We start from the raw sequence: 14096 nt of genomic DNA, 5'->3' as shown, positions 1-14096 counted from the left end.
ATAAGATTTATGGGAGGGATTTTTTTGATCAATCATATTGCTAAACTGCTTATCACGTTTCTTTTAGGGTATCTATACATTAAATGGTTTCCTGCAGCAGAATTGCTTAATAGCTCAGAGTTCATTGTTGAGTTAGTCTTAAATCCTGTACCATTCTTTGCGGCAATGATGGCTTTTATGGTGGGACTGATGGTTCAAGGGAATTTACTTAAATTTGAATTGTATTCTATTCTGAGATTATTAAATGGTAAACTACATAAAGAATTACTCATCATTCCTTTTCATATAGTCATCATCTATTTATTAAGTTGTTTTGGGATGTGGCAAACAATGATTTTTTCCTTTTTATCCATTTTTTATGGTATTATTTCTATAGATTTTCGCCGCCAAGGAGGCCACAATGCTTGAATTTATTATTTTGTTATTAGCAGGGGGAGTCATGCTCCTCTTTTTTATGTCATATGAAGCACGTCGAAATGTTGTTAAAATGGAAAAGGTGAAGCTTACGGACTTTCCTGATGATACGAAGCCGATTTCCCTCTTTTTTATATCAGATATACATAAGCGGGAAGTTTCAGATGAAATTATTGAAGAAGTGAAGGGAAAAACCGATCTTGTCATTATTGGCGGGGATCTTCTAGAAAAAGGAGTCCCATTTTCAAGAGTTGAACGAAATTTAGATAAACTGCTGACTCTAGGTAGGATATATTTTGTCTGGGGCAATAATGATTATGAAGTGGATACAAATCGGCTGAAGGAAATATTCAAACAAAAGGGAATCATTGAAATCGTAAATGATTCAGTTAAAGTGCCGATCCATAACGGAATGATAAACATGATTGGAGTAGACGATGCGAGTACGCAAAGAGCTTCCTACACATCTGCTCTTAAAAGGACAAGACCAGATGAATTTAATCTTTTAGTGAGTCATGACCCGGGACTTGTGAGAGAGGTACGAAAAGAAGAAGGTATTGATTTGATGTTAAGCGGTCATACACACGGTGGACAAATTCGCTTGTTCGGCTGGGGACTGTATAAAAAAGGAAGACTTGAAAAACTCCCGCAGACCACCCTATTAGTAAGTAACGGTTATGGGACCACTGCACTTCCATTACGCTTGGGAGCTCCGGCAGAAACCCATTTGATGATAATCGAAAAAGAATGAAATGAACATTTGTTATTCATTACCTATACAAATTTTACACAAAAGGGTTTCTCGATTATAATTTCAGAGAGAAGAGAATTACTTGGGGGACTATTTATGAGCAATGATAAGAAGTTAGAAGGCAAATACAATATAAAAGCTGTGTCCACAATTTTAGGAATACAACCAGGTACATTAAGGGCATGGGAGAGAAGATATCAGATTATTGCTCCTGTACGAAATGAATCGGGTCACCGTTTATACACTGAACAGCATTTAAATATATTAAAATGGCTGGTTGAAAAGGTCAATCAGGGATTTACCATTAGTCAGGCTGTTGCACTGCTTGACAAACAAGAGCTGGAAGAAAATGAGATCACCTCATCTGAACAAAAGGATCGTACTCAAAGCATCTCAGATGATCTGTTAAAAGCACTCTTAAGCTTTGATGAAACAAAAGCACATGAGTTAATCAACCAGTCGTTTGCTGTTTACACGATCGATAAAGTAGTGATTGATATCCTGGGCAGTTTACTGGTGAGAATCGGAGACCTGTGGGAGAACGGCAAAATCACGACTGCACACGAGCATTTTGCCACATCGATACTCAGATCTCGAATCGGCATCATCATGCACTCGTTTCCACACAACGGCATCTTACCTAAAGTAGTGGCAGTTTGCGGACCTGGAGAATGGCATGAATTAGGATTATTAATCTTTACTCTCTATGTAAGAAGAAAGGGCTTTGAAGTAATCTATTTAGGTTCCAGTATAAAAGAAAATGATATAGACATTGTTCTTGACGAAGTAAATCCTAAGTTTTTATTCTTCTCCTGCACCTTACGAGAAAATGCAGACAACCTGCTGTCTCTAGTCACTACATTAAAAGATGAGCGTGAAGACCTGGAAATCGGGATTGGCGGGTTTGCTGTAGACAACCTCCCAGGAGATAAGAAAGAGCAATTCCAGGAACACATCGTCGGACAATCCAAATCCGATTGGGAACTATGGCTGAAAAGTAAATTATAAGTGGATTATGCACTGTTTTCTGCCCTTTACATAGTATGGTGATAAATCGTCACACTCTAGGGGGTACGAAGATGAAGCTCGAAAGAATTTCTGACAACAAAATAAAATTTTCCATTAGTGTGGAAGAGTTAGAGCAAAAAGGTTTATTTGAACAAGACCAATGGAAAGATTCCTATATGTGGCATGATCTTTTTGAAGATATGCTGGACGAAGTTCAAGGGAAGTTCGGCATTGAAACGCAAATGGAAATCACCGTGGAGATTGAGTCATTCGATGATCAGGAAATTTGTATGATCCTCACGTTAGAGTCAGAAGATGACTTTTCTGATTGGGAAGACGAAAATGGAATCATAAAGTCCATGAATGATCATGATGTGCTCGTCTACTTTGATGATTTCGAGGATGTACTGAACCTCCTTAAACGCATCAACGAATTGAGCAAAGTGAACAATCGTCTTATACAGTTAAGTATTTATTATTATGAAAATAAGTATTACTTACTTATAGAAAACCTACTTGAATGCGATAGCTTTATTTTGGAGGCCATTTGCGCTGAATATGGCCAGCACTCAAAGACTACGAAACATATCCTGATGGAATATGGCCGTGCTGTTTTAATAAAGGATTCCATTGAAAAAATTCTGTTTTATTTTTGATCGTGGTATGTGGTACTGAATCTTCACCCCCTTTAGATATATGGTTTACTATGATTTATAGGATAAATAGGTAAAGTTTTGCACTTTTAGGTTGATTCCTGGAAGTGTTTTTTGTTTTTGAGATGGTTGTTGTGATTTCTTCTCGGCCTGCCCAAGCCGCCTCCGCTTTTCGATGTGTCCAGCTCCGGCGGCTAGAGGCTCGAGGTCATAAGTCAAACCTACCAAAAAGGCAAAAGCGCATTTCCGGCAGGTTCGCCTTATGCTTGTCGCCCCAGGGCGAGCCCCTTCCGCTTTTCGATATTTCGATATGTCCAGCTCCAGGGGCTTGGGGCTCGAGGTCATAAGCCAAGCAACCCAAAAAGGCAAAAAGCGCCTTTCCGGGTTACTCGTCTTATGCTTGTCGCCCCAGGGCGAGCCCCTTCCGCTTTTCGATATGTCCAGCTCCAGGGGCTTGGGGCTCGAGGTCATAAGCCAAGCAACCCAAAAAGGCAAAAAGCGCCTTTCCGGGTTACTCGTCTTATGCTTGTCGCCCCAGGGCGAGCCCCTTCCGCTTTTCGATATGTCCAGCTCCAGGGGCTTGGGGCTCGAGGTCATAAGCCAAGTAACCCAAAAAGGCAAAGAGCGCCTTTCCGGGTTACTCGTCTTATGCTTGTCGCCCCAGGGCGAGCCCCTTCCGCTTTTCGATATGTCCAGCTCCAGGGGCTTGGGGCTCGAGGTCATAAGCCAAGTAACCCAAAAAGGCAAAGAGCGCCTTTCCGGGTTACTCGTCTTATGCTTGTCGCCCCAGGGCGAAACCCTTCCGCTTTTCGATATGTCCAGCTCCAGGGGCTAGCCCCTCGAGGTCATAAGGCGAGACCACCAAAAAGGCAAAGAGCGCCTTTCCGGTGGTCTCGCCTTATGCTTGTCGGGTCTGCCCAAGCCGCCTCCGCTTTTCGTTTATGATAGCGTTTTCAAAAAAATCTTCTTTTTTTTATTTTCCTTCTTTGCAAGAGGAAATCAAACGTGTATACTATGTCATGAAAGCGGACGAGGTTCCGTTAAACAGTGAAGGATACTGGGAGGTTTACATACATGGTAGCCGAAAAGGGGAAAGAAAATCACCAAGCATCTGATCAACACGATGTACTGAAATCTACACAAACGGTTATTCATCTTGCACTTGATAAATTGGGGTATTCACAAGAAGTATTTGAATTATTAAAAGAACCTGTAAGAATGTTAACAGTTAAAATACCAGTCCGGATGGATGATGGGAAAGTAAAAGTTTTCACGGGATACCGTGCTCAACATAATGATGCAGTTGGACCGACAAAGGGCGGGATCCGTTTTCACCCGAATGTTACAGAGAAAGAAGTGAAAGCACTTTCAATATGGATGAGTTTGAAGTGTGGAATTGTAGACCTTCCGTACGGTGGAGGTAAAGGGGGAATCATTTGTGATCCCCGGGATATGTCATTTAGAGAATTAGAGAGGTTGAGTCGTGGTTATGTACGCGCGATCAGCCAAATTGTAGGGCCTTCTAAAGATATTCCAGCTCCTGATGTTTTCACTAATTCTCAAATCATGGCGTGGATGATGGATGAATACAGCCGAATAGATGAGTACAATTCTCCAGGGTTCATTACAGGGAAACCATTGGTGCTTGGAGGATCTCATGGTCGCGAAACGGCAACCGCGAAGGGCGTGACCATTTGTATCCATGAAGCAGCCAAGAAAAAAGGGATAAAGCTTGAAGGGGCGAGAGTCGTCGTTCAAGGCTTCGGTAATGCTGGAAGCTTCCTTGCAAAGTTTATGCATGACGCAGGAGCAAAGGTGATAGGGATATCTGATGCCTACGGCGGTCTTCATGACGAGGATGGCTTGGATATCGATTATTTGCTGGATCGTCGAGATAGCTTTGGAACGGTTACGAAATTATTTAATAATACGATTACAAATGAAGAACTATTAGAGCTTGATTGTGACATTCTCGTGCCTGCAGCAATTGAGAATCAGATTACAGAAAAAAATGCTCACAATATTCGGGCGAGCATTGTGGTAGAAGCTGCGAACGGCCCGACGACATTAGAAGCGACAAAAATCTTAACAGAGCGAGGGATTTTGTTAGTGCCGGATGTATTAGCTTCATCGGGCGGAGTAACGGTTTCTTACTTTGAATGGGTACAAAATAATCAAGGATACTATTGGTCTGAAGAAGAAGTGGAAGAAAAGCTGGAAAAGATTCTAGTCAACTCCTTTAATAATGTATATGAAACTTCGCAGTCCAGACGAGTCGATATGAGACTTGCGGCTTATATGGTAGGCGTTAGAAAAATGGCAGAAGCATGCCGATTCAGAGGTTGGATTTAATTTCATAAGAACGGGATGAGATGGACGCTATCTCATCTTTTTTTTATTTGTCTTTTTAATAGGCTCTTTTGGCAAAGATTGTTGTTTTCTAGCATAGGACCTGCCAGGGCTCCAACCAGCTTATGCTGGATGGTGAGGGGAACTGCTCCGCTTGCAGTTAGCGTTCGGCCGAGCCTCCTCAGCTTAGCCGAACGGGGTCTCGGCACGACCAAAATCCGCCGGAGTCTACACAGTTCCCCTCACCGTGTATAAGAGTTTTTCGTGACAGAGCTTATTTATGCTAATAAACAATTGAAAGAAACAGTTTGTCCTATACGAGCTAAAATCTACTGTACAATCAGAAAATTGCTGTATTCTAAACGATTATGATATTTATATTAGTCTATAGTAAGAAACTCACACTTAGAAAGTTGATTGGAGCGGAAGGTGCTCGACTCCTGCGGGAATAGCGGGAAAGTTGAGACCCCGCAGGGCAAAGCCTAAGGAGGCTCAACTCACGCCCCGCGGAAAGCGAGCACCTGGAGCGGAAATCAACTAGCACTTTCTCCTATACAATAGCAACAAACTATACGAAAAGAACCTTTTAATAAAAGTATTGAATAGCATTAAATTCAGCTGTTATTACAGATAATATTGAAGGCAGGGATAAAAGATGTGAGTGCTTCCTTTTGACCTAAACACAATCTTATTCCATAATAATTGGGTAGAGAATATTTTAACATCTGAAGTGCACGAACGTAAATCACCATTCAGATAGAGGAATTGAAGGAGTGTCTGAATTTGAAAATGGAAGAATGCATTATTGTGGGTGGAGGACCTTGTGGGTTGTCTGCTGCTATTAGTTTAAAAGAAAAAGGAATCAACCCTTTAATCATTGAAAAAGGGAATATTGTGAATGCCATATATCACTATCCGACTCATCAAACCTTTTTTTCATCAAGTGAGAAGCTTGAAATTGGTGAGGTTCCTTTCGTGATCGAAGAACATAAACCAAGAAGAAATCAGGCGCTCGTGTATTATCGTGAAGTGGCTAAGCGGAAAGAATTAAGAATCAACCGATTCGAAACCGTTCATAAAGTCGAGAAGCAAGGCGACCGTTTTTCGGTTTCCACTTCAAAGGGAACGTATGAAAGTAAGTCGATTGTCATTGCGACTGGCTACTATGATCATCCTAATTTTTTAGAGATTCCAGGAGAGGACTTAGAGAAAGTGTTCCATTATTTTAAAGAAGCACATCCCTTTTTTGACACAGATGTGGTTGTGATCGGAGGGAAGAACTCAGCGGTCGATGCAGCTCTGGAATTGAATAAAGCGGGGGCAAGAGTAACCGTTCTATACCGTGGGAGTGAGTACTCAAAGAGCGTGAAGCCTTGGATTCTCCCTAACTTTGATGCACTTGTCAGAAATGGCGAAGTAACGATGGAATTCAACGCGTGCGTAGAGGGAATTACAGATGACTCTGTCATTTACAATGTAAATGGCGAGAAAAAAGAAATCAAGAATGACTTTGTGTTTGCGATGACAGGTTATCACCCGGATCATAGCTTTTTGACGAAAATGGGGATTGATATTGATAAGGAAACCGGAAGACCTTCCTATCATCCCGAAACGATGGAAACCAATGTAGAGGGCGTCTATATTGCAGGTGTCATAGCTGCTGGGAATAATGCGAATGAAATTTTTATTGAAAATGGCCGTTTGCATGGAGGATTAATCTCTGAATCCCTTACCCAAAAGTATAAATGATGAAAAGGAAAGAGGCTCTGATGTGAGCCTCTTTCCTTTCTGTTGGGTATCTATTTAGCCTGGCTGGAGAACAATCTTAATTTTTGAAAATCGTTTCTAATTCTTTAATGTCATTGGTTTGGGAAAGTGCAACCATTAATTTAATTCTCGCCTTTTGTCCGTTTAGACCGTTTGAAAAGATAACCCCTTTTTCTTTCAATTGTTTCCCCCCACCTGAATAGCCGTATATATCCTGAACAATTCCATTAAAGCATCTCGAAACCAAGACAACAGGAATGTTTGCAGCTAACAGCTCATTGATTCCATTGACCGTATCAGGTGGGAGATTTCCTTGTCCCAATGCTTCGATTACAACTCCATCATATTGTAAATCTTTAATGGCTATCAATAAGCCAGAGTCCATTCCAGCATATGCCTTGATCAGCGTCACTCTCTTTGAAATATCACAAACATGATAGTATTCATTTGAAGTAGGCTGGTGATGAAAGAGGACGCCTCTTTTCGTCACAATGCCGATCGGACCATACTGTGGACTTTGAAAGGTAGATACATTGCTTGTGTGAGTTTTGGTCACGTTCTTCGCAGAGTGAATTTCGTCATTCAGGACGACTAAAACCCCTTTGTTCTTGGATTTGTCATCAGCAGCTACCCGAACGGATGAAATGAGGTTATAAAGACCGTCCGCTCCAATTTCATTACTTGATCTCATTGCCCCTGTAACGACTAGGGAGACTGGAAGAGAAAGGGTTAAATCCAGGAAGTAGGCAGTTTCTTCGAGCGTATCTGTTCCGTGGGTAATGACGACACCGTCAAATGATTTTTCCCTATATTTCGTTTCAATGATCTCTTTCAATTGCTGCATGTGCTCTGTTGTAATATGGGGGGAAGGCAGATGAAATGCTTCTAAGACCGTTAAATTTGCTAAATTCGATACGATAGACGTTTGTACCGAAAGGGGATTTTCCTTCCCGGGAGTGACTGCTCCAGTCTGTTCGTCTTCCATCATAGAGATGGTACCGCCTGTATGTATGACCAAAATATCTTTCTTCATCATTCATTCCTCCAACCAAATAAATTCCTGTTTCCATTCCTACATTAACATGATACGATTAAGAAAACAGAAAGAAAAGAGGACTTTTTTATGCTGGTGATTTTATCAGCGGGTATAGCACCAGGATTAGCATTGCTAAGTTACTTTTATTTGCGGGATGAATATGAGGCAGAACCTATTACGCTAGTGTTCAAAACCTTTATGTATGGGGCCCTTATCACCTTTCCTATTATGTTCTTACAATATGTGTTAGAAGTTGAAGGAATCATTGATTCCAATTGGTCGACGGCTTTCATTTCTTCCGGGCTTTTAGAAGAATTCTTCAAATGGTTTATTTTAATGTTTGCGATTTTCCAACATGTTGATTTTAATGAACCATACGACGGCATAATTTATGGTGCAAGTGTGTCACTTGGTTTCGCTACTATTGAAAATATTTTGTATTTGGTTGCAAACGGTGTTGAACATGCATTTGGAAGAGCGATCCTTCCTGTTTCAAGTCATGCCTTGTTCGGTGTCATTATGGGATATTACTTAGGAAAAGCAAAGTTTTCCTCAAGTGAAGAGAGGCATAAGTGGCTATTTATTGCGATATCTGTGCCCATCCTGTTACATGGAACATATAATTACATCTTTTTAGCCGAGAAAAACTGGGTCTATTTTATGGTACCGTTTATGTTTTTCTTATGGTGGCTGGGTTTGAAGAAAGTGAAAAGTGCTCATCGTTTAACAGAAAAGAAATATACACGTACTGAATTCGATAAAGAAATTATCTAAAAGACGCTTTACTATTTGAAGCGTCTTTTTTTACATTGTATTTTCAGATACTCTTATGTACTCCCGGTAACAAAGAACCGCCTTTTTGCTAAGGCGGTCTCATTTAATATTCACTTGTAAGCAGCTGCCAGGTCTGTTTTGGGTGCTTCCTTTCGTTTCACTTCATCAATTTTATTCACGAACATTTGAAACACTTTTCTTTTTTCGTCCAATTCGCGTATGTATTCCTTCAGTTCATTGTACTTTTCTTCAAAAGGCTTATGATACATTTCCCTGATATTTTCGATGATTTCCTCATTCACTGTTGATTGAATGACTTGCTTTGTAATGCCGTACTTATAGGAATACACCTTCAGTTCCTTCTTTATCTCTTCGTAATCAGTATTAATCTGATCCAACACCTCTGAAATATCTTCTTTCCACTCATCTAATGACTTTGCTAAATAGTCCTCCATCATGACCTCCCTTTCAATTCCGGATTTGTTTGAAGTAATCCTCATTCCATTATAACTTCCATTGTTTACATGGCTTTTGCTGACACATTACATTGTCTTATCAAAGTGCTTGTAGCCTCTTAACGAGACGATTCCGCTTATGGGCTTGCTAATTTTTATTATTCACTTGTATAAAATGGGAGCCACTACAAAAACTAGAGTTAATGTTAATTGAAGATATGGAGGTTAAAGCATTATGAATAGTCGTTTCAAATTGATTTCTACTTCAGTCGTCATGGTGCTTATGTTTTCTCTTTTTATGATTTCATCTGAAGGAGAGAAGGCAGACGCTTTTTCTAATCAAGTAATCCAACATGGCGCAACAGGTGAGGATGTAATCGAACTGCAATCCAGACTTCAATATATCGGATACTATAACGGTGATATTGATGGAGTATTTGGGTGGGGCACATATTGGGCTCTAAGAAACTTTCAATATGAGTTCGGACTTCCTATTGATGGATTGGCAGGAGCGAAAACGAAAGAAAAACTGGTGAAAGCCTCAAAGTATAACAAGCAATTTGTAAAAAAACAAATTGAAAAAGGCAACAACTTCACTCATTATGGCGGAACAGATTTAAATAAACAAAAAGGTCCTGGAGGTGGCGGGGCTGGAGGCGGAAAATCCGGTGGAAAAGCAGCTCCTCAAAAGAAGCCTGCTCCAAAACCAACACCCACTCCTTCCAAGCCAACGGCAGTGAATACGCCTAATGGATTTTCACAAAACGACATTCAATTGATGGCAAATGCGGTATATGGAGAAGCCCGGGGTGAACCGTATGAGGGACAAGTTGCGGTAGCAGCGGTAATTCTCAATCGAATTGACAGCTCGGCATTCCCGAATACAGCGGCGGGGGTCATCTTTGAGCCTGGTGCCTTTACAGCCGTAGCAGATGGGCAAATATGGTTAACGCCAAATGAAAAAGCGAAAGAAGCGGTTTTAGATGCCATAAACGGCTGGGATCCTTCTTCAAGTGCTCTCTATTACTTTAACCCTGTGACAGCAACAAGCAAGTGGATTTGGTCACGTCCACAAATTAAGAAAATTGGAAAGCACATATTCTGTAGTTAAAGAGGTGAAGTACATTGCTACGTGTCATTTTAATAACGGTGCTCGTCCTTGGTGTTGCAGGAACCGCATTCTGGGGATACCAAGAGCATCAGGAAAAAAATGCGATATTAATCAATGCTGAAAATAACTATCAAAGAGCGTTCCATGAGTTAACTTATCAAGTGGATCTGGTTCACGATAAAATAGGTTCGACTCTTGCCATGAATTCAAGGAAATCATTGTCTCCGGCACTTGCCGATATATGGAGATTAACTTCTCAGGCGCACAGTGATGTAGGGCAGCTTCCGTTAACGCTGCTGCCGTTTAATAAAACAGAAGAGTTTTTAAGTAATATTGGAGATTTCAGCTACCGAGTAGCAGTGAGGGATTTAGATAAGAATCCTTTAACGGATAAAGAATATAAATCACTTGAAAATTTATATGCACAAAGTGCTGATATTCAGAATCAGTTAAGAAAGGTTCAACATCTGGTTATGGAGAACAACCTGAGATGGATGGATGTGGAGCTTGCTTTGGCGTCAGGGAATGAACAGGCTGATAACACCATTATCGATGGCTTTAAAACCGTTGAAAAAAATGTATCCGGATATGATGAAGCAAATTTTGGTACGACAACATTTGTGAATACTGAGAAGAAAGACCAAAATTTTCAGAAGATAAAAGGGAAAGAGATTTCAAAGGATGAGGCTGTTTCAATCTTAAGAAAATACTCCGGGATAAGTGAAAAGATTGATGCAAAAGTAACGAAGAGCGGAAAAGGCTCTGACTATAAATTTTATAGTGTTACGGTTGAAAAAGGTAAAACACATGCAAGCATGGATATTACTCAAAAAGGTGGATATCCAATCTGGTACATCAACAATCGCGAAGTCCAGGATGCTAAAATCAGCTTAAATAAAGCGGCAGAGAAAGCGACTGCGTTCCTGAAAGATAACGACTTTTCCAATTTAGAACTATTTGAAAGTGCACAGTATGATAACATTGGAATTTTCACATATGTGACAGTCCTGGATGGTGTAAGGATTTATCCGGATTCTGTTAAAATAAAGGTAGCATTGGATAATGGTCAAATCGTCGGGTTTGCTGCCGAAGAATATTTAAAGAATAACCATGACAGAGAGATTGCTGAACCGTCCATTACTCAGGAACAAGCGAAAGAAACGACCAACCCTAACCTTAAAGTAATGGAAGAGCGTCAATCTGTCATTGTGAATGATCTAAATGAAGAAGTACTATGCTACGAATTCTTAGGAATGCTAGGAAAAGATACCTTTAGAATATTCATCAATGCAAACACTGGAGAAGAAGAAAAAGTAGAGAAACTAAGAAAAGCGGAACCGATTTATGAAGAAGTCGTATGAGCAGACAGGGACGGACCTCCGAAATGGAGGTCCGTCCCTGTGTTATTAAATTCAGAACAGAGCTATAAAAAGGTATGGAAAGGGGATGAAAGTCATGCCATAATAAAGATACTTAAACTGAAAGTGGGAGTTTCGGACTATGATAAAAGCAGGTACCACATTGCAGTTGGAACCGATCCATAATGATACATTTGAACGTTATAGGTGCCGGGTCGTTGAGCTTGGCGATGAAGGCATTTATATTGATTACCCCATTCATACGAAAACTGAGAAAGCCATTTTTTTAATTGATGGTACACAGCTTAAAGCCAGTTTCATTGTTAATGAGCAAACGGTACTTATGTTTGAAACAGAAGTAATGGGACGGAAATTATCCAAAATCCCGATGATCCATCTTCACTACCCTGGTGAGGGAGGTTTAGTAAAGATACAAAGAAGGCAGTTTGTTCGTGTTGAAGCCAATACGGATATCTCTTTAAAAATAAATGATCACTATCACCCGACGTTAACAGAGGATATAAGTGCAGGTGGCTGTGCTGTAATGGTGAGACAAGGAATGAACCTTGAAAGTGGTTCTGAGATATCCACTATCATCGTCCTTCCAATGCAAACGGGTGAATGCCAGTATGTAGAGATAGAAGGCAAGGTCATACGGGTTTGGGAAAAAGATCATAAACAAATCGCCAGTATTGAATTTATACATTTATCTGAAAATCAACGACAGCTTATTCTAAGATATTGTTTTGAACGACAGCTAAATTTAAGGAAAAAAGGGTTGCTTGAATAAAAATCCATTATTTACACATACTTTTTCTATGAATAGGAAAAGGGTGAGTACAATTAAATCGGTTGAACGAATATTAATCAAATTAGTCATTATCCATTTTATTTTATTAATAGCAGTCCAATTTGTTTTTCATCAATTAAATATCTTTCCGGAGCTCCACAAGATTGTTTTTTATGAGGGAGTGGAGAAAATGGAATACAGTGAAATAGTCGAAACCTTATCGGGTAAAGCAGGTGATTGATTGCCTGCTCTTTTTTTTGAATAAAGATTCTTTCAACGTGATATGAGATTTATGTTAAAATAGGTAAGAAAATTATTAGGAATTTAAGTAGGTGGATTAGTTGAAGAAATTAAGAATTGCAATCGATGGTCCTGCAGCGGCGGGGAAAAGTACAGTAGCGAAAATTGTAGCAGGTAAATTATCTTATCTTTATATTGATACTGGGGCGATGTACCGTTCATTAACATATAAAGCTTTGAAAATGAATATAGACTTGCATGATGAAAATGAGTTGAAGAATTTATTGTCTCAAACAACAATAAAGCTTGAACCGACTGAAGATGGTCAAATTGTATATTTAGATGGAGCAAATGTGACAGATGAAATCCGTCAGGCTGCCGTTACCAATTCGGTATCTCATGTGGCCGTTCATTCTCAAGTCAGAGAAGAAATGGTGAATAGGCAGCAGCACTTAGCTGAACAAGGTGCTGTTGTAATGGACGGAAGAGATATCGGGACTCATGTGATTCCCGACGCTGAAATTAAAGTATTCTTATTAGCGAGTGTAGAAGAAAGAGCGCAAAGAAGACATGAAGAAAATGTATCGAAAGGGTTTCCTTCTGACTTGGAACAATTGAAAGAAGACATCGCTCGCCGTGACAAGATTGATTCAGAAAGAGAAGTGGCTCCTCTTAAGAAAGCGGATGACGCAATTGAAATAGACACAACTTCACTGTCCATTTCAGAAGTAGTGGATCAAATTATGTTGCTAGTAGAAAGGAAAGGTTAATGTGAACTTGTATTCCTTTGCAAAAGGACTCGTTAAATCGATTCTTTCCCCGCTGTATCGTATCGAGGTCCAGGGGTTAGAGCACTTCCCGAAAGACGGGGGAGTCCTATTGTGTGCCAATCATATTGATAACTTAGATCCGCCTGTGGTAGGGATTTCAGCTCCCAGACCTGTTTCGTTCATGGCTAAAGAAGAGCTTTTCAGTGTCCCGGTATTAGGTAAGCTATTACCTGATTTACGGGCATTCCCGGTGAAAAGGGGAATGAGTGACCGGGAAGCACTCCGGAAAGGTTTACAGGTTCTTAAACAAGGGGATGTTTTAGGACTGTTCCCGGAGGGTACTAGAAGTAAGACAGGGAAAATTGGTAAGGGATTGGCTGGAGCGGGCTTCTTTGCTCTTCGTTCCGATGCTTACGTTGTACCATGTGCGATCATTGGACCCTATAAACCCTTCAAGAAATTAAAAGTCGTATTCGGCCCCCCTATTCCTATGGAGGGCATTCGTGAAGAAAGATTAAATGCAGAGAAGACGACCGAGATTATCATGCAGCATATTGAAAAACTAATACACGAGCATCAATAATATGAGCTTTCTCGCTTGACAAAAAGTAGTATTTATT

15 protein-coding genes are annotated in these 14096 nt (G+C 40.3%); 13 read left to right on the top strand and 2 right to left on the bottom strand.

Annotation, left to right across the window (positions count from 1 at the left end; translation table 11 throughout):
• Positions 1 to 24: 24 nt before the first annotated feature.
• The 6 genes from AAEM60_RS14290 to AAEM60_RS14265 all read left to right on the top strand — a co-directional run bounded on the left by AAEM60_RS14290 (position 25) and on the right by AAEM60_RS14265 (position 6924).
• The gene (locus AAEM60_RS14290) at positions 25 to 408 is read left to right on the top strand and encodes a hypothetical protein (protein ID WP_299738042.1); all 384 of its coding nucleotides are present in this window, start codon (positions 25 to 27) and stop codon (positions 406 to 408) included.
• The gene (locus AAEM60_RS14285) at positions 401 to 1165 is read left to right on the top strand and encodes a metallophosphoesterase (RefSeq protein ID WP_299738040.1); all 765 of its coding nucleotides are present in this window, start codon (positions 401 to 403) and stop codon (positions 1163 to 1165) included. The genes AAEM60_RS14290 and AAEM60_RS14285 overlap by 8 nt, the downstream gene beginning before the upstream one ends.
• 96 nt (positions 1166 to 1261) lie before the next feature.
• On the top strand, positions 1262 to 2173 hold the full coding sequence (locus tag AAEM60_RS14280) for a MerR family transcriptional regulator (RefSeq protein ID WP_299738038.1): 912 nt from the start codon (positions 1262 to 1264) through the stop codon (positions 2171 to 2173).
• Between the two features lie 71 nt (positions 2174 to 2244).
• On the top strand, positions 2245 to 2829 hold the full coding sequence (locus AAEM60_RS14275) for an adaptor protein MecA (RefSeq protein ID WP_299738036.1): 585 nt from the start codon (positions 2245 to 2247) through the stop codon (positions 2827 to 2829).
• A gap of 1071 nt (positions 2830 to 3900) precedes the next feature.
• Positions 3901 to 5178 (top strand): Glu/Leu/Phe/Val dehydrogenase, encoded by a 1278-nt coding sequence (locus AAEM60_RS14270; RefSeq protein ID WP_299738034.1) that lies wholly within the window; start codon positions 3901 to 3903, stop codon positions 5176 to 5178.
• 780 nt (positions 5179 to 5958) lie between these two features.
• On the top strand, positions 5959 to 6924 hold the full coding sequence (locus AAEM60_RS14265; RefSeq protein ID WP_299738031.1) for a YpdA family putative bacillithiol disulfide reductase: 966 nt from the start codon (positions 5959 to 5961) through the stop codon (positions 6922 to 6924).
• Between the two features lie 76 nt (positions 6925 to 7000).
• On the opposite strand, the gene AAEM60_RS14260 is transcribed toward AAEM60_RS14265, so the two are convergent.
• Positions 7001 to 7975, bottom strand: coding sequence for an asparaginase (locus tag AAEM60_RS14260; RefSeq protein ID WP_299739582.1), 975 nt, complete (start codon positions 7973 to 7975; stop codon positions 7001 to 7003).
• Positions 7976 to 8065: 90 nt separating this feature from the next.
• Here AAEM60_RS14260 and prsW point away from each other — a divergent pair, with 90 nt between their 5' ends.
• Positions 8066 to 8752 (top strand): glutamic-type intramembrane protease PrsW, encoded by a 687-nt coding sequence (gene prsW / locus AAEM60_RS14255; RefSeq protein ID WP_299738028.1) that lies wholly within the window; start codon positions 8066 to 8068, stop codon positions 8750 to 8752.
• Positions 8753 to 8862: 110 nt separating this feature from the next.
• Here the strand turns inward: prsW and AAEM60_RS14250 are convergent, their stop codons facing one another.
• Complete coding sequence (locus AAEM60_RS14250; protein WP_148970017.1) at positions 8863 to 9207, bottom strand: hypothetical protein; 345 nt, start codon at positions 9205 to 9207, stop codon at positions 8863 to 8865.
• Between the two features lie 274 nt (positions 9208 to 9481).
• Between AAEM60_RS14250 and sleB the strand changes: the two genes are divergently transcribed.
• The 6 genes from sleB to AAEM60_RS14220 all read left to right on the top strand — a co-directional run bounded on the left by sleB (position 9482) and on the right by AAEM60_RS14220 (position 14059).
• Positions 9482 to 10318, top strand: a complete 837-nt coding sequence (gene sleB / locus AAEM60_RS14245; protein WP_299739575.1) for a spore cortex-lytic enzyme — start codon at positions 9482 to 9484, stop codon at positions 10316 to 10318.
• Between the two features lie 14 nt (positions 10319 to 10332).
• Positions 10333 to 11679: a germination protein YpeB gene (ypeB, locus tag AAEM60_RS14240; RefSeq protein ID WP_299738026.1), complete on the top strand. Its 1347-nt coding sequence runs from the start codon at positions 10333 to 10335 to the stop codon at positions 11677 to 11679.
• 139 nt (positions 11680 to 11818) lie between these two features.
• A complete protein-coding gene (locus AAEM60_RS14235; RefSeq protein ID WP_341356549.1) occupies positions 11819 to 12466 on the top strand; it encodes a flagellar brake domain-containing protein in 648 nt (215 codons plus the stop codon).
• 43 nt (positions 12467 to 12509) lie between these two features.
• Positions 12510 to 12707, top strand: coding sequence for a YpfB family protein (locus tag AAEM60_RS14230; protein ID WP_341356548.1), 198 nt, complete (start codon positions 12510 to 12512; stop codon positions 12705 to 12707).
• Positions 12708 to 12807: 100 nt separating this feature from the next.
• A complete protein-coding gene (gene cmk, locus AAEM60_RS14225; protein ID WP_341356547.1) occupies positions 12808 to 13476 on the top strand; it encodes a (d)CMP kinase in 669 nt (222 codons plus the stop codon).
• A 1-nt stretch (position 13477) separates the two neighbouring features.
• Positions 13478 to 14059 (top strand): lysophospholipid acyltransferase family protein, encoded by a 582-nt coding sequence (locus tag AAEM60_RS14220; RefSeq protein ID WP_299738021.1) that lies wholly within the window; start codon positions 13478 to 13480, stop codon positions 14057 to 14059.
• Positions 14060 to 14096 lie beyond the last annotated feature (37 nt).

Origin of the sequence: Rossellomorea sp. y25 (genome assembly GCF_038049935.1) — a bacterium.
Classification (GTDB): domain Bacteria; phylum Bacillota; class Bacilli; order Bacillales; family Bacillaceae_B; genus Rossellomorea.
Note: the sequence above shows the minus strand (reverse complement) of the source record. Positions and strands in the feature narration are given on the sequence as shown.

What these genes read in the sequence shown, in the direction of transcription:
- prsW (WP_299738028.1), top strand. Translation starts at nt 8,066, where the DNA reads ATGCTGGTGATTTTATCAGCGGGTATAGCACCAGGATTAGCATTGCTA.
- AAEM60_RS14280 (WP_299738038.1), top strand. Translation starts at nt 1,262, where the DNA reads ATGAGCAATGATAAGAAGTTAGAAGGCAAATACAATATAAAAGCTGTG.
- sleB (WP_299739575.1), top strand. Translation starts at nt 9,482, where the DNA reads ATGGTGCTTATGTTTTCTCTTTTTATGATTTCATCTGAAGGAGAGAAG.
- AAEM60_RS14260 (WP_299739582.1), bottom strand. Translation starts at nt 7,975, where the DNA reads ATGAAGAAAGATATTTTGGTCATACATACAGGCGGTACCATCTCTATG.
- AAEM60_RS14235 (WP_341356549.1), top strand. Translation starts at nt 11,819, where the DNA reads ATGATAAAAGCAGGTACCACATTGCAGTTGGAACCGATCCATAATGAT.
- AAEM60_RS14285 (WP_299738040.1), top strand. Translation starts at nt 401, where the DNA reads ATGCTTGAATTTATTATTTTGTTATTAGCAGGGGGAGTCATGCTCCTC.
- AAEM60_RS14275 (WP_299738036.1), top strand. Translation starts at nt 2,245, where the DNA reads ATGAAGCTCGAAAGAATTTCTGACAACAAAATAAAATTTTCCATTAGT.
- AAEM60_RS14250 (WP_148970017.1), bottom strand. Translation starts at nt 9,207, where the DNA reads ATGGAGGACTATTTAGCAAAGTCATTAGATGAGTGGAAAGAAGATATT.
- AAEM60_RS14270 (WP_299738034.1), top strand. Translation starts at nt 3,901, where the DNA reads ATGGTAGCCGAAAAGGGGAAAGAAAATCACCAAGCATCTGATCAACAC.